The organism is Hoeflea sp., from assembly GCF_039975035.1.
In the GTDB taxonomy this organism is placed as follows: Bacteria; Pseudomonadota; Alphaproteobacteria; order Rhizobiales; family Rhizobiaceae; genus Hoeflea.
The window spans coordinates 21922-43091 of the sequence record NZ_JBDWHW010000143.1; the positions used below are offsets into that span (position 1 = coordinate 21922).

Annotated in this window: 27 protein-coding genes; 16 read left to right on the forward strand and 11 right to left on the reverse strand. The window is 59.2% G+C overall.

All coding sequences use genetic code 11. From position 1 onward, the window contains the following. The first annotated feature begins 10 nt into the window (after positions 1-10). The 4 genes from ABJN75_RS12450 to dnaQ are packed head-to-tail and all read left to right on the forward strand — an operon-like array spanning position 11 to position 2747. Positions 11-604 carry a Maf-like protein gene (locus ABJN75_RS12450; RefSeq protein WP_348439913.1) on the forward strand — a complete coding sequence of 198 codons (594 nt, stop codon included), beginning with the start codon at positions 11-13 and terminating at the stop codon, positions 602-604. After that, entirely contained in the window at positions 597-1454 is an 858-nt protein-coding gene (locus ABJN75_RS12455) for a shikimate dehydrogenase (RefSeq protein ID WP_348439914.1), read from the forward strand. The genes ABJN75_RS12450 and ABJN75_RS12455 overlap by 8 nt, the downstream gene beginning before the upstream one ends. Continuing rightward, positions 1451-2047: a dephospho-CoA kinase gene (gene coaE / locus ABJN75_RS12460; protein WP_348439915.1), complete on the forward strand. Its 597-nt coding sequence runs from the start codon at positions 1451-1453 to the stop codon at positions 2045-2047. The genes ABJN75_RS12455 and coaE overlap by 4 nt, the downstream gene beginning before the upstream one ends. A 4-nt stretch (positions 2048-2051) precedes the next feature. Further along, complete coding sequence (dnaQ, locus tag ABJN75_RS12465; protein ID WP_348439916.1) at positions 2052-2747, forward strand: DNA polymerase III subunit epsilon; 696 nt, start codon at positions 2052-2054, stop codon at positions 2745-2747. Between the two features lie 256 nt (positions 2748-3003). On the opposite strand, the gene secB is transcribed toward dnaQ, so the two are convergent. Together secB and ABJN75_RS12475 are read right to left on the reverse strand one after the other, a co-directional pair. Beyond that, the gene (secB, locus tag ABJN75_RS12470) at positions 3004-3516 is read right to left on the reverse strand and encodes a protein-export chaperone SecB (protein ID WP_348439917.1); all 513 of its coding nucleotides are present in this window, start codon (positions 3514-3516) and stop codon (positions 3004-3006) included. A gap of 102 nt (positions 3517-3618) precedes the next feature. Further along, positions 3619-4155, reverse strand: a complete 537-nt coding sequence (locus ABJN75_RS12475) for an FxsA family protein (protein WP_348439918.1) — start codon at positions 4153-4155, stop codon at positions 3619-3621. Positions 4156-4285: 130 nt separating this feature from the next. On the opposite strand from ABJN75_RS12475, the gene ABJN75_RS12480 reads away from it, so the two are divergent. Genes ABJN75_RS12480 through ABJN75_RS12495 form a run of 4 tightly spaced genes read left to right on the forward strand, consistent with a single transcriptional unit; the run spans position 4286 to position 7068 of the window. Continuing rightward, entirely contained in the window at positions 4286-4990 is a 705-nt protein-coding gene (locus ABJN75_RS12480) for a Tim44/TimA family putative adaptor protein (RefSeq protein ID WP_348439919.1), read from the forward strand. After that, complete coding sequence (locus ABJN75_RS12485; RefSeq protein ID WP_348439920.1) at positions 4990-6111, forward strand: MltA domain-containing protein; 1122 nt, start codon at positions 4990-4992, stop codon at positions 6109-6111. Before ABJN75_RS12480 ends, ABJN75_RS12485 begins: the two co-directional genes overlap by 1 nt. Further along, positions 6101-6652, forward strand: coding sequence for a Smr/MutS family protein (locus ABJN75_RS12490; protein ID WP_348439921.1), 552 nt, complete (start codon positions 6101-6103; stop codon positions 6650-6652). Before ABJN75_RS12485 ends, ABJN75_RS12490 begins: the two co-directional genes overlap by 11 nt. Next, entirely contained in the window at positions 6649-7068 is a 420-nt protein-coding gene (locus tag ABJN75_RS12495) for a helix-turn-helix transcriptional regulator (RefSeq protein WP_348439922.1), read from the forward strand. Before ABJN75_RS12490 ends, ABJN75_RS12495 begins: the two co-directional genes overlap by 4 nt. Positions 7069-7101: 33 nt before the next feature. Here ABJN75_RS12495 and ABJN75_RS12500 read toward each other — a convergent pair whose 3' ends face one another. The 4 genes from ABJN75_RS12500 to hslV form a co-directional block, all read right to left on the reverse strand. Further along, positions 7102-8061 carry a DUF1402 family protein gene (locus ABJN75_RS12500; RefSeq protein WP_348439938.1) on the reverse strand — a complete coding sequence of 320 codons (960 nt, stop codon included), beginning with the start codon at positions 8059-8061 and terminating at the stop codon, positions 7102-7104. Between the two features lie 117 nt (positions 8062-8178). Next, a complete protein-coding gene (gene hslU / locus ABJN75_RS12505; protein WP_348439923.1) occupies positions 8179-9486 on the reverse strand; it encodes an ATP-dependent protease ATPase subunit HslU in 1308 nt (435 codons plus the stop codon). Positions 9487-9493: 7 nt separating this feature from the next. Beyond that, the gene (locus ABJN75_RS12510) at positions 9494-10660 is read right to left on the reverse strand and encodes a hypothetical protein (protein ID WP_348439924.1); all 1167 of its coding nucleotides are present in this window, start codon (positions 10658-10660) and stop codon (positions 9494-9496) included. 124 nt (positions 10661-10784) lie between these two features. After that, positions 10785-11345, reverse strand: a complete 561-nt coding sequence (hslV, locus tag ABJN75_RS12515) for an ATP-dependent protease subunit HslV (protein WP_348439925.1) — start codon at positions 11343-11345, stop codon at positions 10785-10787. 200 nt (positions 11346-11545) lie between these two features. Here hslV and hisB point away from each other — a divergent pair, with 200 nt between their 5' ends. The 7 genes from hisB to coaA are packed head-to-tail and all read left to right on the forward strand — an operon-like array spanning position 11546 to position 16223. After that, the gene (gene hisB, locus ABJN75_RS12520; RefSeq protein WP_348439926.1) at positions 11546-12154 is read left to right on the forward strand and encodes an imidazoleglycerol-phosphate dehydratase HisB; all 609 of its coding nucleotides are present in this window, start codon (positions 11546-11548) and stop codon (positions 12152-12154) included. Between the two features lie 37 nt (positions 12155-12191). Beyond that, a complete protein-coding gene (locus tag ABJN75_RS12525) occupies positions 12192-12674 on the forward strand; it encodes a DUF2628 domain-containing protein (protein ID WP_348439927.1) in 483 nt (160 codons plus the stop codon). A gap of 5 nt (positions 12675-12679) precedes the next feature. After that, entirely contained in the window at positions 12680-13330 is a 651-nt protein-coding gene (hisH, locus tag ABJN75_RS12530) for an imidazole glycerol phosphate synthase subunit HisH (RefSeq protein ID WP_348439928.1), read from the forward strand. Position 13331: 1 nt separating this feature from the next. Then, positions 13332-14102 carry a 1-(5-phosphoribosyl)-5-[(5-phosphoribosylamino)methylideneamino]imidazole-4-carboxamide isomerase gene (gene hisA, locus ABJN75_RS12535; RefSeq protein ID WP_348439929.1) on the forward strand — a complete coding sequence of 257 codons (771 nt, stop codon included), beginning with the start codon at positions 13332-13334 and terminating at the stop codon, positions 14100-14102. Further along, positions 14099-14875: an imidazole glycerol phosphate synthase subunit HisF gene (gene hisF / locus ABJN75_RS12540; RefSeq protein WP_348439930.1), complete on the forward strand. Its 777-nt coding sequence runs from the start codon at positions 14099-14101 to the stop codon at positions 14873-14875. Before hisA ends, hisF begins: the two co-directional genes overlap by 4 nt. Positions 14876-14910: 35 nt before the next feature. Next, complete coding sequence (locus ABJN75_RS12545; RefSeq protein WP_348439931.1) at positions 14911-15234, forward strand: phosphoribosyl-ATP diphosphatase; 324 nt, start codon at positions 14911-14913, stop codon at positions 15232-15234. Between the two features lie 2 nt (positions 15235-15236). Continuing rightward, positions 15237-16223 carry a type I pantothenate kinase gene (coaA, locus tag ABJN75_RS12550; RefSeq protein WP_348439932.1) on the forward strand — a complete coding sequence of 329 codons (987 nt, stop codon included), beginning with the start codon at positions 15237-15239 and terminating at the stop codon, positions 16221-16223. A gap of 27 nt (positions 16224-16250) precedes the next feature. On the opposite strand, the gene ABJN75_RS12555 is transcribed toward coaA, so the two are convergent. From ABJN75_RS12555 to ABJN75_RS12575, 5 genes are all read right to left on the reverse strand, one after another. After that, positions 16251-16859 (reverse strand): alpha-ketoglutarate-dependent dioxygenase AlkB, encoded by a 609-nt coding sequence (locus ABJN75_RS12555; RefSeq protein WP_348439933.1) that lies wholly within the window; start codon positions 16857-16859, stop codon positions 16251-16253. Between the two features lie 27 nt (positions 16860-16886). Beyond that, positions 16887-17402 (reverse strand): peptidoglycan-binding protein LysM, encoded by a 516-nt coding sequence (gene lysM / locus ABJN75_RS12560; protein WP_348439934.1) that lies wholly within the window; start codon positions 17400-17402, stop codon positions 16887-16889. Positions 17403-17482: 80 nt separating this feature from the next. Continuing rightward, positions 17483-17917 carry an alternative ribosome rescue aminoacyl-tRNA hydrolase ArfB gene (gene arfB / locus ABJN75_RS12565; RefSeq protein WP_348439935.1) on the reverse strand — a complete coding sequence of 145 codons (435 nt, stop codon included), beginning with the start codon at positions 17915-17917 and terminating at the stop codon, positions 17483-17485. Then, positions 17914-18591, reverse strand: a complete 678-nt coding sequence (locus ABJN75_RS12570) for a nitroreductase family protein (RefSeq protein WP_348439936.1) — start codon at positions 18589-18591, stop codon at positions 17914-17916. The genes arfB and ABJN75_RS12570 overlap by 4 nt, the downstream gene beginning before the upstream one ends. Before the next feature lie 101 nt (positions 18592-18692). Next, positions 18693-20306 (reverse strand): phosphoenolpyruvate carboxykinase, encoded by a 1614-nt coding sequence (locus ABJN75_RS12575; protein WP_348439937.1) that lies wholly within the window; start codon positions 20304-20306, stop codon positions 18693-18695. 356 nt (positions 20307-20662) lie between these two features. Here ABJN75_RS12575 and ABJN75_RS12580 point away from each other — a divergent pair. Then, the coding region (locus tag ABJN75_RS12580) for a response regulator (protein ID WP_348439939.1) at positions 20663-21170 on the forward strand (508 nt) is incomplete at its 3' end.

Genomic DNA, 21170 nt, shown 5'->3' on the forward strand with positions numbered 1-21170 from the left:
GGAGACAGCTATGGCGCCGCGCCTCGTGCTCGCATCGGCGAGCCCCTATAGAAAAGCGTTGCTCGAAAATGCCGGGCTGAGTTTCGATGTCGAACCGGCTCAGGTGGATGAGCGCGCCATTGAACTGACGCTGGAAGGGATGGACGCCGAAGATATCGCGCTGATTCTGGCCGAAGCGAAGGCTCAGGATGTTTCAAGCCGCAATCCCGGCGCAATCGTCATCGGCTCGGATCAGACCTTGTCGCTTGAAGGTGAGGTCTTCCACAAGCCCGGCGACATGGAGCAAGCGCGACGACGCTTGCTCAAGCTATCCGGTCGCACCCATGAACTCAACAGCGGCGTGGTTCTGGCGCGGGACGGCAATACCGTCTGGCGGCATATGTCGATCGCACGCATGACGATGCGGCCGCTCGATCCTGGTTTTATTGGCCGTCATTTGTCGGCTGTCGGAAACCGCGCTCTTTCCTCGGTCGGCGCTTACCAGCTTGAAGGCGAAGGCATTCAGCTCTTCGAGCGCTTCGAGGGCGACTATTTTACCATCATCGGGCTGCCGTTGCTGCCTTTGCTGGCGCAACTGCGTCAGCTTGGAGCAATCGATGGATAAGAGAGATAAAAACCAGCGACGCGCCTTCGTCATCGGCGATCCGATCAGCCATTCACGATCGCCGCTGATCCATCGTTATTGGCTCGAAGCCGCCTGTCTGGATGGCAGTTACGATCCGGTCGCGGTCACAGCGTCGGACTTGCCCGCTTTTGTATCCGCGCTGAAGGATGGATCATCCGGCTTTTGCGGCGGCAACGTGACGCTCCCGCACAAGGAAGCCATTCTGGAGTTTGCCGACGAGGCAGACGTCACGGCACGGGAAATCGGCGCCGCCAATACGGTGTGGCTCGAAAATGGCCGGTTGATGGCCACAAATACCGATTCCCATGGTTTCAGCGCCAACCTGGATGAAACCGCTCCGGGCTGGGACAAGGGAAAATCGGCTATTGTCCTGGGTGCGGGTGGTGCTTGCAGGGCCATCGTCCATGCACTTCTCGCGCGCGGCTTTTCCTCGGTGGCTATTGCCAATCGTACCGAGGCCCGGGCCCGGGTGCTTGCCGACCGGTTTGGTCCGCGGGTGAGCCCACACGGCATCGAAAGCCTGCAGGAGCTGGTCAGCGGAGCTGATCTCTTCGTCAACACCACCTCGCTCGGAATGGGCGGAACAGAGGCTCCACTTCTCGACTTTACTGTCATGGCGGAGGGTGCCCTGGTGACCGATATTGTCTATGTCCCGCTCGAGACGCCATTGCTCGCGATGGCGAAACGGCAGGGAGTGGCGACCGCCGACGGCCTCGGAATGCTTTTGCATCAGGCGGTGCCCGGTTTTGAAAAATGGTTTGGCCTCAGGCCTCAGGTCACCCCTGAACTCCGCCAGTTGCTGATTGCCGATATGGAGACGCACACATGATCATCATCGGCCTCACCGGTTCAATAGGCATGGGGAAATCGACCACATCGGCCATGTTCGAAGCAATGGATATCCCGGTCAACAGCGCCGACGATGTTGTTCATCAACTTTATAGCGGCGAAGCGGCACCGCTCATCGAACAGGCATTTCCCGGAACTGCGCCGGATGGTGTCGTTGATCGCAGGCTTCTCTCGGAGCAGTTGATGGAAAGGCCGGAGGGCTTTGGCCTGCTTGAGGCCATTATTCATCCGCTGGTGCGGGCCCGCGAGCAGGAATTCATCGACCGGGCGCGGTCTGGTAACACTCCGATGGTTGTTCTCGATATTCCGCTGTTGTTCGAAACCGGGGCTGCCGACCGGGTTGATGTCGTCATTGTCGTAAGTTGCGCACCGGAGATCCAGCGTGAAAGGGTCCTGGCCCGTCCAGGAATGACGGCGGAAAAATTCGAAGCTATCCTGGCAAGACAAACCCCTGATTCCGAAAAACGCGCCCGCGCAGACTATGTTGTCGACACCGGCGCAGGTCTGGATGCCGCCAGACAACAGGTCGCCGATATCGTGACTGAACTGGCAAACCGGGAAAAGCGGAGCTGAGACGATGCGCGAGATAGTTTTCGACACCGAAACCACAGGGCTTGATAATCAGGCCGACCGGATCATCGAAATTGGCTGCATCGAGCTCGATAACCAGTTTCCAACCGGGAGATCGCTGCATCTGTTCATCAATCCGGATGGCCGCAAGGTACATCCCGACGCCTTGGCGGTGCACGGCATAACCGATGCGTTTTTATCCGACAAACCGGTATTTGCCGATGTTGTCGACGAGATAGCGGATTTTTTCGAGGGTGCGCATTACGTCGCTCACAACGCGACATTCGATATGGGGTTTCTCAATACCGAATACAAACGCGTTGGCCGGTCGCCGGTGGCGCCGGACCTGGTAATTGATACCCTGTCGCTCGCCCGCCGCCGTCATCCGATGGGTCCCAACAGCCTGGATGCGTTGTGCCGGCGTTATGGGATCGACAATTCCCACCGCACCAAGCACGGCGCGCTTCTTGATGCCGAACTGTTGACGGATGTCTATATCGAAATGCTTGGCGGCCGCCAGGCAGCGCTCGGCCTGTCTGCAAGCGATACGGAGGACGTCAAACGCAGTTCGGATGATGTTATCGTCGAAATCGGCGAGCGCCCGAGACCCCTGCCGCAAAGACTGAGTGATGCTGACAGACGATCTCACGCAGCCCTGGTCGAGCGCATCGGAGCTTCTGCCTTGTGGCGAAAGCCCAACTGACGAATGCTGGATAACGGGCGCCTGACGCCGGTTGGAGCGCAGCTCTCTCCGTACCTTGAGTATGGAACTGAGATTTCTCATTGCACCGAAGACCAAGCCTGGCGATGCGGGAAGCCCTGCAGCACTGTAACCCCAAACGAAAAACGCCGCCCTGCGGGAGTTCCCGGGCGGCGTTCGTCACTCACAGAGCACTGCAGCATTCGAAGTCATGCAAATTCGTTATCGTTCAAAGCAATCCAATTGAACGCGACATGCATCAGTTGACCTGATTGGTTACCTGCGACTTTGTCTTTTCCTCGGCCATGCGCTGCTGGAACATCTGACCGAAATCGATCGGATCGATCAGCAGTGGCGGGAAGCCGCCGTTGCGTGTCGCATCAGCGATGATCTGGCGGGCAAACGGGAACAGGATGCGCGGGCATTCGATGAACAGCAGCGGCAACATGTGCTCCTGCGGGAAATTGGCGACACGGAAGACACCGCCATAAACCAGCTCGACATTGAAAACGACCGTATCGCCGGACTTTGCTTCGGCGTTCATTGTCAAATGAACGTCGAATTCCGTTTCACTGATCGGATTGGCGTTAACATTGACGTTGATGTTGATGTTTGGCGCTTTTTCACGTGGGCCCAGAGACTTTGGCGCACCAGGATTTTCAAAGGACAAATCCTTGATATACTGCGCCAGAACATTCAGCGTTGACGCTTCGCCATTGCCCTTTGGATCAGCGGCAGCAGCAGCATCCTTGTCGGTCTTAGTCTTTGCCATGTGGCTCTTCCCTGTGTTTCATCCGCCAATGCGGTCGTCCGGAAAATAGTTCGGGCATGGGCTAGCATTTCGTCGCCCGGCTTACAACCCGTTTGCGCCGCCTCAATCGGCCCTGCCGGGTCCATTGTCGGGTTTGTTCAGGCTGCCGCGCTCGTCCGACCACGGTGAGGACGGATCGGTATGACGTTTGAATTCGTCCTCATCGAGATCCACAACGCCGTCGGGCCTTGCATTCCCGCCTGCATCAGGCCGGCGGGTTTGGAAGCCGGCCGACATGGTCTGCACCACAATCCGATCCTTGAGCAGACGCCAGACCAGATCCCTGACCGCGGGCACGAACAGCAGGAACCCGAGAGAATCAGTGACAAATCCGGGGGTCAGCAGCAAAATGCCCGCAACCAGTATCATAACGCCATGAACGAGGTCTCGGCCCGGAATCCGGTTGGAGCGCATTTCCGCATTGATCCGGTTGAAAAGCCCGATGCCCTGCCACCTGAGCAGAAAGCTCCCGATGATGGCGGTGAGAAAGACCATGCCCAGTGTTGCCCACACGCCAATCTGACCGCCTATCACCACAAAAGCGGCGATTTCAGCCAATGGAATGGCGAGCAGCAAAAACGGGATAATGGAAAAACGCATGATGTCATGTCCGCAATCGGGCTGCCCGTCTATACAAGCAGTTTGAAATAGAATGGTGTGACCATTTGAATGATCAGCCTTTGGGGATTATATGCATCCCTAGCAATGATGTAACCGAAAGAAGGCGGGAATGGGTTCCTTTGATTTTGTGACGTTCTTCTTTTTTGTGGCTGCGGTGATCATATTCATCCAGCTCCGCTCGGTGCTCGGCAAGAGAACCGGGAACGAACGCCCGCCGCACGACCAGTCGGTTCGCCGTGAGCAGTCTCCGGCAGCGGAGGGAATGGATGACCCTAAGGTCGTCACGTTGCCACGCCGTGGCCGCGAAACTCCGGGCCCCGACGAGTTTGCGGCCGTAGATGCCTATGCCGAACCAGGCAGTGAGCTCAACAAGGGACTTCGCGACGTGGTCACCGCAGATCCGAGCTTTGAACCCAAGGAGTTTGTCGGCGGAGCCACCACCGCTTACGAGATGATCGTGTCGGCCTTCGCCGAAGGCGACCGCAAGACCCTGAAAGGTCTGCTGTCGCGCGAAGTGTTCGAAGGGTTCGTTGCCGCCATTGACGAGCGCGAGAAACGCGGCGAAACCGTCCGCTCCAATTTTGTCGGCATTGAAAAATCCAACATCATCCAGGCGGAGATGAAAGGCGCGGAAGCCAACATCACCCTGCGGATCGTCAGTCAGTTGATCTCGGCAACCCTGGACAAGGACGGCGAGGTGATCGAGGGCGACCTGGTTGAAGTCACCGATGTCAATGACGTCTGGACCTTTGCCCGCGACACCCGCTCGCGTGATCCAAACTGGCGCCTGATCGCGACGGAAGCCGATCAGTAATGGAATGGTCGCTCCGCCGGGAAGATTTTTCCACGCTTCCCGGCTGGGCGGACGACACACCGGCGCAGGCTTTTGCGGCTTTTCGCCGCTCGGCCGAACAGGCCATGCACCACCAGCCATACCGCACCGGAACGCTCGGGATTGATCACGCCGAACTCGAGCCCGCCTATGCCGCGGCTCTTTCCGAATCCGGCTACCTATCACAATCCCGGGCCCGGACGTTTTTCGAAGCCCTGTTCCGGCCGGTGGAGCTGTGCGCTGATGGCGGGCAAGGATTGGTAACCGGCTATTATGAACCCGATGTCGATGTCAGCGACCAGTTTGAATCCGGCTATCGGTTTCCGTTTCTGCGGAAGCCGGACACTCTTGTAAAAGTTCCTGACCCGGACAATCCGCCCGTCACCATCCCGGCCGGCTACGCCTTCATGCTCGATCAGGCCGGCACTTTGACGACGTGCCCCGACCGGGAGGCCATTGAAACCGGCGCCCTGGATGGCCGGGGCCTTGAAATTGCCTGGGCGGCTTCCCGCGCCGACGTGTTTTTTGCCCATGTGCAAGGCTGTGCCCGGCTGCGGTTTGCAGGAGGCGGGGTCAAGCGGATCACCTACGCAGCCAAAAGCGGACACCCGTTCACAGGTATTGGCCGGCTGCTGGTCGAGCGCGGCGAGATCAGCGCCGAAAAAGTATCCATGGCAGCCATCCGGGAGTGGCTCGCTGTTGATCCGGAGCGGGCTGATCGCCTGATGCGGGAAAACCGGTCCTATATCTTTTTTCGCCAAGCTGATGTCGAGGATGAGCGTCTGGGTCCTGTGGCTGCTGCCAAGGTCGCGCTGGAGCCCGGGCGCTCTCTGGCGGTGGATCGCCGCATTCACAGTTTCGGCACTCCGATATTCGTGTCAGCACCCGAGCTTGCGGATTTTGACACTCCGCGCTCGTTTGCGCGGTTGATGATTGCCCAGGATACGGGAACCGCGATCACCGGACCGGTGCGCGGTGACTTGTTTACCGGGTCGGGACCCGCGGCAGGCGCCATTGCCGGGTCGATCAAGGCCGCCGCCCGGTTTGTGGTTTTTGCTCCGGCCGGATCCAGGATTGCACAGCAGGCCGGTCATGAGCAGTGACAAGTTCAAACTCAGCCATGAAGACCGGATTATCTGGGCGCAAGTCGCCCGCACGGTAGAGGCTTACCCGGGCAAGCAGGTCGAAGCCGATGACTGGTTTGCCGTGGAGGCGTCTGTGCCGCCGCAGCCGCTTCCTCCGGAAACGCCGAGCAGGCGCACGCACCCGGTTCCGGGCCTGAAACAGCCCCCCAAGCCCAGGCCTCATCCGATCGAAAAGCCGGTCATTCGCAAGCTTGCCCGCGGCAGGTTACCGATTGACGGCCGTATCGATCTTCATGGCCTTACCCAGAGCGAAGCCCACAATCTGCTGTTCGGCTTCCTTGCCCGCGCCCATGAGCGGGGCCTCCGGCATGTCCTCGTCATTACCGGCAAGGGTGCTTCGAGAGGCAGTGACGGGGTGCTAAAACGGCTCGTGCCGGAATGGCTGGGCAAGCCGGAATTCCGCTTTCTGATTTCGGGATATGAGGATGCCGCGCGCAGCCATGGCGGAGATGGAGCGCTTTACATCCGCCTGCGCAGGGAAAGAGGGAACCCGAAATGACACCGTTCGGCCAGGCTGTTCGCCGGTTGCGCGCCGAGCGGGGCGTCACCCAGCGCCAGATGGCAAAGGCGCTCGGCGTGTCACCGGCCTATTTGTCCGCGCTCGAGCACGGCAACCGCTCCGAGCCAAGCTGGGAGTTCATTCAGCGCGTCATCGGCTACTTCAACATCATTTGGGACGAAGCCGAGGAATTGCAGATGCTTGGCGGCCTGTCTCGGCCGAAGGTGACGATAGACACATCCGGACTGATGCCAAAGGCGACGGAAGTGGCCAACAAACTGGCTTCAGCCATTGGCCGGCTGGACATCGCCGCGCTGGAGGAAATCGACAGGTTGATTGACGCCTCGGCTGCCCGGCCTGAAGCCGGCATCAACGACGACCCGCCCCGGCGCCGCAATCAAAAGCTGTCCTGGTAAGTACTGTGTCAGACCACGCAAACGTGGCACCGGTCATTTCTCGATGATTGCGCGCAACTCGTCTTCATGCTCATTGACCAGCCAGCCATAATAGTTCTCGCTGGGCAGCGTCGGCTTCAATCCACGCTTCTTGCGTTTGCTGTTTTCACTGGCCAGGGCTTCGGCGCGTTGGGCCGAATTGCCGACATTGTACAGGGTCGCGGTCAGACCGGGGTTTTTGGAAATGTCAAAACCCGCAATCTCGCGGTAATTGTCGATCGAATCGGCAATCGAGGCAGCCATGTAGGCAAGTGTCGAATCCGGCTCCATGATGGCTTTGTAGACTTCCGATGCATTGCCCGCGCTGAGTTTTCTCAGCCTTGAAACCTTGTTGACCCGATCGGTGTGGGTGAGGGCCGTCAACGGGTTGAGCTGGCCCAGTCCGAATGTCTGGCCGGCGTAAAACGGCTGAAAAAACACCGCTCCGAAGCGGTCATCCGGATAAGACTTGCCTGAAACCTTCTTGCCGCGAAATGTCTTTTCCCAGACCTCCTCGCGACAGGTCCAGAGCTTCGCCGACCCGGAATCCTCATCACAGTCATCAAATTCCGGGCGTTTGACGAAATCGACAACGGTTTCGCCACCATGTTCGAAACGGAACCGTTCGCCGGCATAGGATATTGCCTTGACATAATAGGTCTGCAGCCGGTCGTAGGCATCGACATTATAGGTGTGTTCGCCGACAAGCGCCCCGACAATATGGATCGGGTCGATCTTGTAGCTTCTCGACACATTGACAATTTTGCGTCGAAGCCTTGTATCTTCGGCGATCAGATCGCGTATTTTTTCATATTTCGCGTCGAAGGTTGATTTTGTCGCCTGGGTGCGGCGTTTGGATGCGCCGGGGATATCGGGCTGCCGGACATTGCGATTTCCCTGTGGCACCAGATCGGCGGAAAAGCTTTGCGGCACCTGCGCCAAGCCCAGGGTGAACGCGATCAGCATCGCGACCATGGCTTTGGACTTGCAGCTGGGCACCATCATGATCTTCTCCAAAGGCATCAACATAACCCGGTTATATCACGGGTCAGCCTGGCGTCTCACCTGCCTCGTTCACGTTGCAATCGCGGATTACAGGATGAAACGCGAAAGGTCGGTATTCCGCGCAAGATCACCAACGTGCTCCCGGACATAGTCTGAATCAATCGTGATTGTCGAGCCCGGCTGGTCCGGAGCGTTGAAAGAAATTTCGTCAAGAACGCGTTCCATCACCGTTTGCAAGCGCCGGGCGCCGATATTCTCGATGCTCGAATTGAGATGTACGGCGACTTCGGCAAGTGCGTCGATTGCGTCCTCGGTAAAGACCAGTGTCAGGTCCTCGGTCGCCATCAAGGCCACATATTGCTTGATCAGGCTGGCTTCCGTTTCCGTCAGAATGCGGCGGAAATCATCCTTGCCCAGCGCCCTGAGTTCAACCCGGATAGGCAGCCGGCCCTGCAGTTCGGGCAGCAAATCCGATGGCTTGGAAACATGAAACGCGCCGGAGGCGATAAACAAAATGTGATCGGTTTTCACCGGGCCGTATTTGGTGGCGACCGTCGTGCCTTCGACCAGCGGCAGCAAATCCCGTTGCACGCCTTCGCGGGAGACGCCTGCACCCATGCCGCCTTCCCGGGACGCGATCTTGTCGATCTCGTCAATAAACACAATGCCGTCGTCTTCCGCCGACTTGAGCGCTTCCTGATGGACCTGTTCCATATCCAGAAGCTTGTCGGATTCGTCGTTGATCAGGGAATCGTGGGATTCGCGGACAGTCGTCTTGATCTTCCGGGTGCGTCCGCCCATCGCCTTGCCGAACAATTCGCCAATGTTGAGAACGCCGACATTGGCGCCCGGCATGCCCGGCAATTCAAATTGCGGCATGCCCGAGGAATTGTCGGCGACCTCGATTTCGATTTCCTTGTCATCGAGTTGTCCGTCACGCAGCTTCTTGCGGAAGGATTCCCGCGTCCCGGGAGATGAGGTGTTACCTACCAGCGCATCGAGCACACGTTCTTCGGCGTTGAGCCGCGCCTTGGCTTCGACTTCGCCGCGCTTGCGTTCCCGCACCAGCGTGATGCCGACTTCAACCAGATCCCGGATGATCTGTTCGACATCGCGGCCGACATAACCGACCTCGGTGAACTTGGTCGCCTCGACCTTGACAAACGGTGCACCGGCCAGCCTTGCCAGACGGCGCGAGATTTCGGTCTTGCCGACACCGGTCGGTCCGATCATCAGAATATTCTTCGGCATCACCTCTTCGCGCAACAGGCCGTCAAGCTGCTGCCGCCGCCAGCGGTTCCTGAGTGCAATTGCAACAGCGCGCTTGGCGTCGTTCTGGCCAATAATGAACCGGTCAAGTTCGCTTACGGTTTCGCGGGGGGAAAAATTGCTCATGTCGGGATCATGCCTTTATCGGGGGAAGCCTGTTAAGCAGCGATGTGGGAAGAAGCGGGCGGATAATCAAGCGCCTGATACGTTGCCAGCCTGCACCGAACAGGATCACCACAGCGCCGACTGCGATCAGAATCAACGCAAATGGCGGAATTCCGGTAGTGTTCGCCGCACCGTTGACGAGGTAGTAGATCCCCACCGAGCCAAAATAGGCAAGTGTAGGCGCCAGCAGCGACCGCCGGTCGATGGCCAGCGCCACCAGCACGAACATCACCATCATCAGGCCAAGCAGCACGCCAGCGGCCATCCCCGGTTCGATCTGGCCCGACAGTACCTCCTGGCCGGTGGCCAGAATAAACAGCGGGTGAACCAGAAGCGGCGCCGAGACCACATGCAGCCAGAAGGCGCAGTCAGACCATACTGTCTGTCGCTCGCGGTCGCGCAGATCGAAAAAAACCGCCACGGCGAAGATGATCACGCCGCAAACCAGTGGCACCGCCAGGGCATTGGAAAGAACCTCCGCCAGTTGATCCGTCGCCGGCGCCGCAATCGCGCCACTGACCATCTGGTCATGGTAGATCAGGATGGCGCCCAGGAATGCCAGGCCGGTCGCAGCCAGTGCTATGACTGCGGCGAGCACCGGCACTTTGAACCGGAAAAAGTACACCGCCGCCGCGGCAATCAAGCCGCCGCCCAGTATCAGTCCCATCGGCCAGGCGTCGGCCCGCAAGGCGAGCAGCGAAAACGCGTTAACTGTGGTGGGCAGATCGAACCGCGCCACAATGAATTCGACCAGCATGGACAGAATCGCGGCGCTGAAAACCAGCGCCAGCAATGTGCTCGACAACCGCATCCGCTTCTGACGTGTGACGATTTCCGCCACGATCCAGCTTGCCAGCGCCAGCAGCGGCGCGATGGTCAGGCTGTCATGGGGAAAGATCGCGCGCAACGCGAATAACGCACCGGAAAACAACAGGACGATGCCGACGGTGACAAAAATATCATTGCCGCCGCCGACCAGCCGCATTTGATCATCAACTGAAAGCGATGCTGAGGTCTCACCGCTCAGGTGTCCGGAATCAGTGGCACTGCCGGCAAGAGCCAGCAAGGCGTCGCGTTGCCCAGGCTGAAGAATGCCCTGGTTTACCGCTCGGTCGAGTGTTGCTTCATCAATCATGCGGTGATCTCGCCCGTGGTTGGGTGTTGCCGGATTTCAATCTCATGATCACAACAGCCATGTCTTCGTCTTCCGACGATTCACGTGAAACAACGGAAGATCTGAACCCGATGCGCGCCGGGCGTCAATCAAGCTCAAGGGTTTCAATCACGATATTGGAGTTGGTGTAGACACAAATGTCGCTGGCAATTTCCATGGCCCGGCGCGCGATTTGCTCGGCGGTCTTGTCGGTATCCATCAGTGCGCGCGCGGCAGCGTAGGCATAATTGCCGCCGGAACCGATGGCCATGGTGCCATGCTCGGGCTCAAGCACGTCGCCGTTGCCGGTGATCGCCAGGGTTACGGTCTTGTCCGCAACCAGCATCATCGCCTCAAGCCGTCTGAGATACCGGTCGGTCCGCCAGTCCTTGGCAAGTTCGACGGCGGCGCGGGTGAGTTGATCCGGATATTGCTCGAGCTTGGCTTCCAGCCGCTCCAGAAGCGTGAACGCGTCGGCGGTGGCGCCGGCAAACCCGGCAATCACGGAGTTGTCCTTGCCGATCCGGCGGACCTTGCGCGCATTGCCTTTCATGACCGTCTGGCCAAGGCTGACCTGACCATCTCCGGCCATGACCACCTGCGAACCCTTGCGCACGGTGATGATCGTGGTTGCGTGCATATCGCCGAAGGGGTTGTGCTCGCCCATGGGGCATCCTTTCCTGCAAGCGGCCTGACCAGCCGCGAAATGATGAGGTCAGCCTTATGTAAGTGTCTCGGGAGCGAATGCAAATCTGTCTTGAGCCCCGGACCCTCGGCTTTCCGGCAACCCCATCGACCAAAGCCGTTCTGGATATTTGGATTGCGGACTGATAATGAGCGCAGCAATGCACCGTTCGGAGACGACTGATGGCCACCACCGAGACAGCACGCAGCGCTGCCGTTGCCCGCAAGACCAACGAAACCGATATTTCCGTATCCCTGTCTGTTGATGGCACCGGAGCCGGATCGATCTCGACCGGGGTTGGTTTTTTCGATCACATGCTGGAGCAGCTCTCGCGCCATTCGCTCATCGACATGGAGATCAAGGCCAAGGGCGATCTGCACATTGATGATCACCACACCGTCGAAGACACCGGCATCGCCATCGGCCAGGCGTTGGCCAAGGCTCTGGGAGATCGCAAGGGCATCAATCGCTATGCCTCGCTGGATCTGGCCATGGACGAGACCCTGACGCGTGCCGCGATCGACATTTCAGGCCGGCCGTTTCTGGTCTGGGATGTTACTTTCACGTCGCCCAAGATCGGAACTTTTGACACCGAACTTGTCCGCGAGTTTTTCCAGGCTCTGGCCCAGCACGGTGGAATAACGCTGCACGTGACCAACCTGTATGGCGCCAACAGCCACCATATCGCCGAGACCTGCTTCAAGGCCGTGGCGCGGGTATTGCGCACGGCCTGCGAAGTTGATCCACGGCAAAAGGACAGGATCCCCTCAACCAAGGGATCGCTGGCCTGAGCCTGTCGGAAATTCCGGCCGAACGGAGATATTTGCCATGACCGCCTATCTTGTATTGGCCAGACCGGGCGCGCCGACGCCGGATGAACGTTGCGTGGTGATCGCCGACCGTTTCGCGGTACTGGCCTTTATTGCACCGGTGATCTGGCTGCTGTTCAACCGGCTTTGGCTGGAGGCTTTCGCCGCGGCCCTGGTGACTGTTGCGGCAAGCATGCTGGCGAGCGTCCCAGGTCAGATGGTTCCCGCACTTGCCATTGGCCTCGCCTTGCAACTGATCACCGCGCTGGAAGGCCGCAACTGGCGCGCCTCAGCCTTGCAGCGCCGCGGATGGCGGCTGGTCGATGTGGTGGAAACGGAAGATGCCGACACAGCTTTTGAAATCCATTCAAGCCATGCCATAAAACCTCAGACATTATCCATGCCCGCGAATGGCCGGCCCAACCGGTCGCCATTGATGCCCGGTCGTCAGGGCGGCGGTGAAACAGGCTCCATCGGCTTGGTGCCGGTCAAAAGGAATTGAGCCCGATGCAGGTTGTCATTGTTGATTACGGGTCGGGCAATCTTCGCTCCGCGCTCAAGGCGTTCGAGCGCGCCGCACGGGAATCCGGCGTCTCCGCCAACATCGTCCTGAGCGCCGATGCCGATCATGTGGCGGCCGCCGACCGTGTCGTGTTGCCCGGCGTTGGAGCCTATGCCGATTGTCGCGCCGGACTTGACGCCATCGACGGCATGACCGCGGCATTGCGCCATGCGGTCGAGGACAAGGCGCGACCGTTCCTTGGCATCTGCGTCGGCATGCAGCTGATGTCGAGCCGTGGACTGGAAAAAACCGTGACAAGTGGGTTTGGCTGGATCCCGGGCGATGTAGTCGAGATCAAGCCTTCGAATCCGGCTTTGAAAATCCCCCAGATCGGCTGGAACACGCTTGATCTGAAAACCGCGCATCCGTTGTTTGACGGCATTCCGACCGGGCCTGACGGGTTGCACGCCTATTTCGTACATTCCTATCATTTGGCGGCAAACAATCCCGCTGATGTGCTCGCAACCACCGATTATGGTGGGATGGTGACCGCAGCGGTTGCGCATGAAAACAAGGCCGGGACCCAGTTTCACCCGGAAAAGAGCCAGACGCTGGGTCTGGCCCTGATCGCAAATTTCCTCAAATGGAAGCCCTGACATGATCCTGTTTCCCGCCATCGATCTCAAAGACGGCCAGTGTGTGCGGCTCAAGCTGGGCGAAATGGATTCGGCCACGGTCTACAACGAGGACCCCGCGGCCCAGGCCCGCGCTTTCGAAGATCAAGGCTTTGAATGGCTGCATGTAGTCGATCTCAATGGGGCGTTCGAGGGCCAGTCGGTCAACGGTGCTGCAGTGGAAGCGATTCTCAAGGCGACAAAAAATCCGGTGCAGCTTGGCGGCGGCATTCGCACACTGGCGCATATCGAAGCCTGGCTCGAAAAGGGCCTCGCCCGCGTCATTCTCGGCACCATTGCGGTGCGCGATCCGGATCTGGTGCGCCAAGCCTGCAGATTGTTCCCGGGCCGCGTTGCCGTCGGCATCGATGCCAAGGGCGGCAAGGTGGCGGTCGAGGGGTGGGCCGAGGCGTCCGAACTCGGCGTCATCGAACTGGCCCGACGGTTCGAGGGCGCAGGCGTCGCCGCCATCATCTACACTGACATCGACCGCGACGGCGTTCTGACCGGCATCAACTGGGAGTCCACCATCGAGCTGGCCGACGCCGTCTCGATCCCGGTCATTGCTTCAGGCGGCCTGGCTTCGATCGCCGACATCGTCCGGATGAAGATGCCCGACGCTGCCCGTCTCGAAGGCGCAATCTCCGGCCGGGCGCTCTATGATGGCCGTATCGATCCGGCGGAAGCGCTGGGGATTCTCAACGGCACGCTCGAGGTCGAGGCGGCGAAGTTTGAGGAAAGTGACCGCTCATGACCCTGAAATCCCGCGTTATTCCATGCCTGGACGTCAAGGACGGTCGCGTCGTCAAGGGCGTCAATTTTGTCGACCTGATCGATGCCGGCGATCCGGTCGAGGCCGCCAAGGCCTATGATGCGGCGGGAGCGGACGAACTCTGCTTTCTCGACATCACCGCCTCCTCCGACAACCGCGAGACCATCTTCGATGTGGTGGCGCAAACGGCGGAACATTGCTTCATGCCGCTGACTGTCGGTGGCGGGGTTCGCACTGTCGCCGATATCCGCAAATTGCTGCTGTCGGGCGCAGACAAGGTGTCGATCAATTCGGCGGCAGTCAAAAACCCGGATTTCGTTGCCCAGGCCGCCGACAAGTTCGGCAACCAGTGCATCGTGGTGTCCATCGATTCCAAAAAGGTGTCTGGCCCGGGCGAGGCCGATCGCTGGGAGATCTTCACCCATGGTGGCCGCGAACCGACCAGAATTGATGCGGTGGAGTTTGCCGTGCAGATGGTCGAGCGCGGCGCCGGCGAGCTGTTGCTCACATCGATGGACCGCGACGGCACCAAAGCCGGCTATGACATTGCGCTCACGCGCGCCATTGCCGATGCGGTGCGGGTACCGGTCATAGCTTCGGGTGGGGTCGGCAATCTCGACGATCTGGTCGAGGGGATTCGCGACGGTCACGCCACCGCGGTGCTGGCAGCCTCGATTTTCCACTTCGGAACCTATACGATCAGTCAAGCCAAGCAGTACATGGCGGATGCCGGTCTCGACATGCGTCTGAATTGACCGGGTGAAACCATGCCCCAGGAGTTCAATCTGCCATGACCAGCTTCACCCTTGCCGATCTTGAACGGATAGTCTCCGAGCGGGCGTCTGCCGATCCGGCCCAGTCCTGGACGGCAAAGCTTGTGAGCGCCGGCATGCCCAAGGCTGCCAAGAAGCTCGGCGAGGAAGCAGTCGAAACCGTGATCGCCGCAACTTCGCAGACCCGCGGCGAACTGGTCAGCGAAACCGCGGATCTTCTGTATCACCTCATGGTCGTGCTAAGAATTGCTGATGTGCCTCTTGGTGAGGTGATGGCGGAGTTGGAAGGCCGGACCGTACAATCGGGCCTCACCGAAAAGGCGAGCCGCACGGCGGAGTAAGTATGGACCAGACCAATATCCAGCCCCCTGCACTTGATCATTTCAAGGGCGACGATTTTTCACCCTACCGTTTTTTCACGGCGGACAAATGGGCTGAATTTCGCGCCGATACGCCACTGACCCTGACCGAAGACGAGGTGCGCCGGCTTCGCTCTCTCAACGATCCGGTCAACCTCGACGAAGTCCGGCGGATCTATCTGTCGCTGTCGCGGCTCTTGTCGGCGCATGTGGAATCCTCGCAATTGCTGTTTGAGCAGCGCAAGCGGTTTCTCAATCTATCAAACGTGGCCAAAACGCCGTTCATCATCGGCATTGCCGGCTCGGTGGCGGTGGGCAAATCCACCACCGCCCGCGTTCTGGCAGAACTTCTCAAGCGCTGGCCCTCGAGCCCGAAGGTGGATCTGGTGACCACCGACGGTTTCCTCTATCCCAATGAGGTGCTGCGGCGCGAAAACCTGATGGACCGGAAGGGATTTCCGGAAAGCTATGATGTCAGCGCGGTGCTGCGCTTTCTCTCCGAAATCAAGGCCGGCCAGCACAAGGTCCGCGCGCCGCGCTACTCTCACCTGACCTATGATGTTCTGCCGGGCGAATACACCACCATCGACCGGCCCGATATCCTGATCTTCGAAGGCATCAATGTCCTGCAGGTGCGTGATCTGCCTGCCGATGGCAAGATCGTTCCCTTCGTTTCCGATTTCTTCGATTTTTCGATCTATATCGATGCTGTGGAGACCGACATTCACAAATGGTATGTTGATCGGTTCATGAACCTGAGACAAACCGCTTTCCGCGATCCTGAATCGTTCTTTCACCGCTATGCCGCGATCAACGAGGACGCTGCTCGCGCCATTGCCGAAAGCCTGTGGGAAAACATCAACCTCAAGAACCTCAAGCAGAATATCCTGCCGACCCGGCCGCGCGCCGACCTGATCCTGCGCAAGGCACCAAATCATCTCATCGAGCAGGTGGCGCTGCGAAAGTTGTAAGAGATCCCTGCTTGAGATCCGGCGAAATCAGGTGTTGACCCGACGCAAGGTCAGGTTGATGCGGCCGCCATCCTTGAGAAGGGTCGATGTTGTCGGGTAGATCCGGTCGACTCCATGGAAGGCCAGCCGGCTTTCTCCTCCAAGAAGGACAATATCGCCGCTTTCCAGGCGGAAGGACCGGGTCGGCGAGCCGCGCTCGACGCCACCGATGCGGAACAGACAGGCATCGCCAAGCGAAATTGAAAGCACCGGCGCCGAAAAATCGCTCTCGTCCTTGTCCTGGTGCAGCCCCATGCGGGCCTTCGCATCATAGAAATTGACCAGACAGGCCTGAGGCGGTCTGGTGTCTCCGCTCAAATCCGTCCAGATTGTCATCAGCCTGTCGGGAATTGGCGGCCAGGGCGTTCCGGTGACCGGGTGGCGATCCTGATATCGGTAGCCCGCCTTGTCGGCGACCCATCCGAGTTCACCGCAATTGGTCATCCTGACGCTCAGCGGCTTGCCGGTTCGCGGCATTTCCGGGCGATAGAGTGGCGCTTGGCCAACCACCGCCCGGAGATCTTGCACCAGCAACTCTTGCTCGCCCCGGTCAAGATGACCGGGGATGTGGCGTACCCCTTTGGGCAGGACGAGCATTGGCAGCTTTCCTGAACCGGCAGCCGTTCAGGCGGTTTCGATATCGGGAATGCGCAGCACCTGACCCGGATAGATCTTGTCGGGATCTGACAGCATCGGCTTGTTGGCTTCGAAAATCACTGTGTATTTCGACCCCTTGCCCTTGCCATAGGCGGCTTCGGCAACTTTCCAGAGGTTGTCGCCCTTCTTGACGGTGTGAAATTTCGGATCTTTTGCGGGGGTGGAGGCCTTGACCAGTTCAGTCATGTCGGCGCTACCGAGTGACAGACCGGACTCAGGAATCACCACCTTGAGCTCGGATGCCTCGACCTTGGATATGCCGAGCGTATTGCCGACCGCGACAATGGCCTTCTCGAAAATCGACTGGTCTTCGACAACGCCGGACAACACGATCTTGTCGCCATCGACTTTCACGTCGACCTTGTCGGTTCCCAAACCGTGCGAATCGAGTTCTTTCTTGACTGCTTCGGCTTCCGGCGCGTCATCATCGCCGCCAATGCCGAGCTTCTTGCCAGCTGATTTGATGAAATCGAAAATGCCCATTTGTGATCGTCTCCCTCAATGGTTCAACTCTCACATAAGCATGGCCGGCCCGGACTGCCAATCAAAAAGCTGGCGCCAATCTACTCGTCCTGCACCTTGCCGCGGGCTTTCTTGATTGTAGACCTGCCCGATTTGGCCGCAAGCCGGCGCTCCACCGATCCCCTTGTAGGCTTCGTCTTGCGTCTGGGCGGCGGCGGCGGTTCCGAAGCCTGATCGATCAGTTCGACCAGCCTTTCGCGCGCATCCGCGCGGTTGCGTTCCTGGGTCCTGAACCGGTTTGCCTCGATGATGATGACGCCGTCCTTGGACACACGGCTGCCACCGAGCCTGAGGGCGTTTGTCTTGACCCGTTCGGGCAGCGAAGGCGAGTTGCGGATATCAAACCTCAACTGCACCGCGGTGGCGACCTTGTTGACGTTCTGGCCGCCCGGACCGGAGGCGCGGATGAAACTCTCGCTGAGTTCCCATGCGGCAATCACAATGCCCCGCGCAGCATGCAGAGGCATGGCGCTCATGGTGCTGTTTTCCAGAACAGGATATCACCCTCCTGCTTGCGGCTGATCGCCGGAACCCGCGCTGCTTCCGCCGGATGTCCCGCAACAAGCAGCACCAGCGGCTTTTCGTTGTCGGGCCTGCCGCAGATCTGGTTGAGGAAACCCATCGGCGACGGTGTATGGGTCAGCGTCGCAAGTCCGGCTGAATGCAGGCTGGCGATCAGCAGGCCGATCGCGATGGAAACCGATTCGGGAACATAATAATGCTTGACCTTGCGGCCCTGTGCATCGATGCCCCAACGTTGGGCGAAGATGGCGATCAGCCAGGGCGCGGTCTCCAGGAACGGTTTGTCCCAGTCGGTGCCCAGATGCGCCAATGCGCCAAGCCACTCTTCGCCGGCCTTGCCGCTGTAAAACGCGCGTTCTTCTTCTTCGGCGGCGATCCTGATGGCGCGTTTCGTTGCCGGATCGCCGATGGCGACAAAGCTCCAGGGTTGCTGGTTTGCTCCCGACGGTGCGGTCGCGGCCGTGCGGATCGCCAGCCGGATGACCTCCGGATCGACAGGATCCGCAGAAAAATCCCGCACCGTGCGGCGGGCGTGCATCAGTTCGAAAAAGGCTTTCGCTTCGCGGAGCATGTCCGCATCCGTCTTGCGGGACAAAGCAAGTTCCATTGTCTCGACTGTTTTGGTCACGGTACGGATCTCCTGCGGCAATAGGGCTGTCAGAAAATGCGCGACCGTCCCCGTTGGGTCAACGGGGACGGTCGAAGATCCGGAGTGGCAAATTCGCCTTCTTATTCCGCCGCAGCCTTGAACCCGGGGGCTGCGTCCAGCACCGACCCGTCTACATGCGATTCGAATTTGGCGAAATTGTCGATGAACATGCTGACCAGGCGACTGGCGGACGCATCGTAAGCGGGCTTGTCGGCCCAGGTTGAGCGAGGATCGAGAATGGTTCCATCGACGCCCTCGACCGCCACCGGCACTGCGAAACCGAAATTCGCGTCAGTGCGGAAATCCGCAGTCTCCAGTGACCCGTCCAGAGCTGATGACAGCAGTGCCCGGGTCGCCTTGATCGGCATGCGCTGGCCCTGGCCATAGGCGCCGCCGGTCCAGCCGGTGTTGACCAGCCAGCAATTGACATTGTGGTCGCTGATCAGGCGGCGCAACAGGTTGCCATACTCCGACGGGTGGCGCGGCATGAATGGTGCGCCAAAGCAGGTCGAGAAGGTAGCTTCGGGTTCGGTGACGCCCTTCTCCGTGCCGGCGACCTTTGCGGTGTAGCCGGACAGGAAATGATACATTGCCTGTTCCGGCCTCAGCCGGGCGATCGGAGGCATGACGCCAAAGGCATCGGCGGTCAGCATGATGATGTTCTTCGGATGACCCGAAATGCCGGTATCGCTGGCGTTCGGGATATAATGCAGCGGATAGGCACAACGGGTATTTTCAGTCAGCGAACCGTCATGGAAATCGGGAACCCGGTGCTCATTGAGCACGACGTTTTCGAGAACCGTGCCGAAACGTTCGGTGGTGCCGAAGATTTCGGGCTCGGCTTCGCGCGACAGACGGATGGTCTTGGCATAACAGCCGCCTTCGAAGTTGAACACGCCATGCTCGCCCCAGCCATGTTCGTCGTCGCCAATCAGGGTGCGCCTGGGATCAGCCGAGAGCGTGGTCTTGCCGGTGCCGGACAGGCCGAAAAATACCGCGGTGTCGCCATCGGGACCGACATTGGCCGAACAGTGCATCGGCATCACACCCCTGGCGGGCAGCAGGTAGTTGAGTGCTGTGAACACCGATTTCTTCATTTCGCCGGCATAGGAGGTGCCCCCGATCAGCACCAGACCCTGTTCCAGATTGACCGCGATCACGGTCTCGCTGCGGCAGCCATGCCGGGCCGGATCAGCGCGGAACGAGGGCAGGTTGATGATTGTCAGTTGCGGCACGAAATCCGCCAGCATCGAGCGGTCGGGCCGGATCAGCAGGTTGCGGATGAAAAGGGCGTGCCAGGCATATTCCGTGATGATCCGGGACTTGAGTGCGTAGTCCCGGTCGGCACCACCGATCAGATCCTGAACGAACAGATCCTGATCCTTTGCATGCGCCACCATGTCGGCGTGCAACACGTCAAAGGCCTCCGGCGACATTGGTTTGTTGTTGTCCCACCAGATCTGGCTGTCGGTCGATGCATCGCGGACAATATACTTGTCCTTGGCGGACCTGCCGGTGTGCAGGCCGGTCAGCGCCCTGAGTGCGCCATGCGCCGTCAGAGTGGCCTCGCCCCGCGCCACGGCGAGTTCGACCAGTTCGGCTTCACCGGTATTGTATCGCACCTGGCCAGTGGTATCGAGGCCAACAAGACCTATTTCAGCCGAGGGATTACGCACTCCCAAATCCTCACTCATTTCGGATTCCTTTTTGCTCAGGCGCATGACAGGTTCAAATTTGGCCGGAACATAGGGTCGGGAAATTTAAAAAACAACAAGCAATTCGTTGAATACTTAATGAAATCAAAGTATTAATCGATTTAAAAAATCGAGTATCCTTTTTAATCGGTTCAATTGACATTTGCAGCCGGGCCAGCCGGACTTTGATCCGGCAATGAGAGAATGACACCGCCGCGGATCTGTGCCACATTTTGTTCTCACTTTATCCTCATGGACGTGGCGGCGGGACCCGGCGAGGACGCGATAACGCGGCTGACCCGGGATAGCGGGGGCACTTCCCTGAAGGGTGCTTGATCATGATGGAGACGACAGACATGCAGACAATCGCGCTCGTCGACGACGACCGCAATATCCTTACCTCGGTTTCGATTGCACTCGAAGCTGAAGGGTATCGTGTTGAAACTTACACCGATGGCGCCTCCGCACTGGATGGACTGCTGGCGCGTCCTCCGCAACTGGCCATTTTCGATATCAAGATGCCGCGCATGGACGGCATGGAGTTGCTGCGCCGCATGCGCCAGAAATCGGACATTCCGGTGATCTTCCTGACATCGAAGGACGAAGAGATCGACGAATTGTTCGGTCTCAAGATGGGTGCGGATGATTTTATCACCAAACCGTTTTCCCAGCGGCTTCTGGTCGAACGGGTCAAGGCTGTGCTGCGCCGCGCCGCCAACCGGGAAGTGACGGCCACGCCTGGCCGCGCCGCCACCGCGCCGACAAAATCGCTCGAGCGCGGCAATCTGGTCATGGACCAGGAACGCCATACCTGTACCTGGAAGAACGAGCCGGTGACGCTGACGGTCACCGAATTCCTGATCC

Bases quoted from the DNA above. Each gene is read 5' to 3' on its own strand.
- ABJN75_RS12450 (WP_348439913.1), top strand. From the start codon at position 11: ATGGCGCCGCGCCTCGTGCTCGCATCGGCGAGCCCCTATAGAAAAGCG.
- ABJN75_RS12455 (WP_348439914.1), top strand. From the start codon at position 597: ATGGATAAGAGAGATAAAAACCAGCGACGCGCCTTCGTCATCGGCGAT.
- coaE (WP_348439915.1), top strand. From the start codon at position 1,451: ATGATCATCATCGGCCTCACCGGTTCAATAGGCATGGGGAAATCGACC.
- dnaQ (WP_348439916.1), top strand. From the start codon at position 2,052: ATGCGCGAGATAGTTTTCGACACCGAAACCACAGGGCTTGATAATCAG.
- secB (WP_348439917.1), bottom strand. From the start codon at position 3,516: ATGGCAAAGACTAAGACCGACAAGGATGCTGCTGCTGCCGCTGATCCA.
- ABJN75_RS12475 (WP_348439918.1), bottom strand. From the start codon at position 4,155: ATGCGTTTTTCCATTATCCCGTTTTTGCTGCTCGCCATTCCATTGGCT.
- ABJN75_RS12480 (WP_348439919.1), top strand. From the start codon at position 4,286: ATGGGTTCCTTTGATTTTGTGACGTTCTTCTTTTTTGTGGCTGCGGTG.
- ABJN75_RS12485 (WP_348439920.1), top strand. From the start codon at position 4,990: ATGGAATGGTCGCTCCGCCGGGAAGATTTTTCCACGCTTCCCGGCTGG.
- ABJN75_RS12490 (WP_348439921.1), top strand. From the start codon at position 6,101: ATGAGCAGTGACAAGTTCAAACTCAGCCATGAAGACCGGATTATCTGG.
- ABJN75_RS12495 (WP_348439922.1), top strand. From the start codon at position 6,649: ATGACACCGTTCGGCCAGGCTGTTCGCCGGTTGCGCGCCGAGCGGGGC.
- ABJN75_RS12500 (WP_348439938.1), bottom strand. From the start codon at position 8,061: ATGGTCGCGATGCTGATCGCGTTCACCCTGGGCTTGGCGCAGGTGCCG.
- hslU (WP_348439923.1), bottom strand. From the start codon at position 9,486: ATGAGCAATTTTTCCCCCCGCGAAACCGTAAGCGAACTTGACCGGTTC.
- ABJN75_RS12510 (WP_348439924.1), bottom strand. From the start codon at position 10,660: ATGATTGATGAAGCAACACTCGACCGAGCGGTAAACCAGGGCATTCTT.
- hslV (WP_348439925.1), bottom strand. From the start codon at position 11,345: ATGGGCGAGCACAACCCCTTCGGCGATATGCACGCAACCACGATCATC.
- hisB (WP_348439926.1), top strand. From the start codon at position 11,546: ATGGCCACCACCGAGACAGCACGCAGCGCTGCCGTTGCCCGCAAGACC.
- ABJN75_RS12525 (WP_348439927.1), top strand. From the start codon at position 12,192: ATGACCGCCTATCTTGTATTGGCCAGACCGGGCGCGCCGACGCCGGAT.
- hisH (WP_348439928.1), top strand. From the start codon at position 12,680: ATGCAGGTTGTCATTGTTGATTACGGGTCGGGCAATCTTCGCTCCGCG.
- hisA (WP_348439929.1), top strand. From the start codon at position 13,332: ATGATCCTGTTTCCCGCCATCGATCTCAAAGACGGCCAGTGTGTGCGG.
- hisF (WP_348439930.1), top strand. From the start codon at position 14,099: ATGACCCTGAAATCCCGCGTTATTCCATGCCTGGACGTCAAGGACGGT.
- ABJN75_RS12545 (WP_348439931.1), top strand. From the start codon at position 14,911: ATGACCAGCTTCACCCTTGCCGATCTTGAACGGATAGTCTCCGAGCGG.
- coaA (WP_348439932.1), top strand. From the start codon at position 15,237: ATGGACCAGACCAATATCCAGCCCCCTGCACTTGATCATTTCAAGGGC.
- ABJN75_RS12555 (WP_348439933.1), bottom strand. From the start codon at position 16,859: ATGCTCGTCCTGCCCAAAGGGGTACGCCACATCCCCGGTCATCTTGAC.
- lysM (WP_348439934.1), bottom strand. From the start codon at position 17,402: ATGGGCATTTTCGATTTCATCAAATCAGCTGGCAAGAAGCTCGGCATT.
- arfB (WP_348439935.1), bottom strand. From the start codon at position 17,917: ATGAGCGCCATGCCTCTGCATGCTGCGCGGGGCATTGTGATTGCCGCA.
- ABJN75_RS12575 (WP_348439937.1), bottom strand. From the start codon at position 20,306: ATGAGTGAGGATTTGGGAGTGCGTAATCCCTCGGCTGAAATAGGTCTT.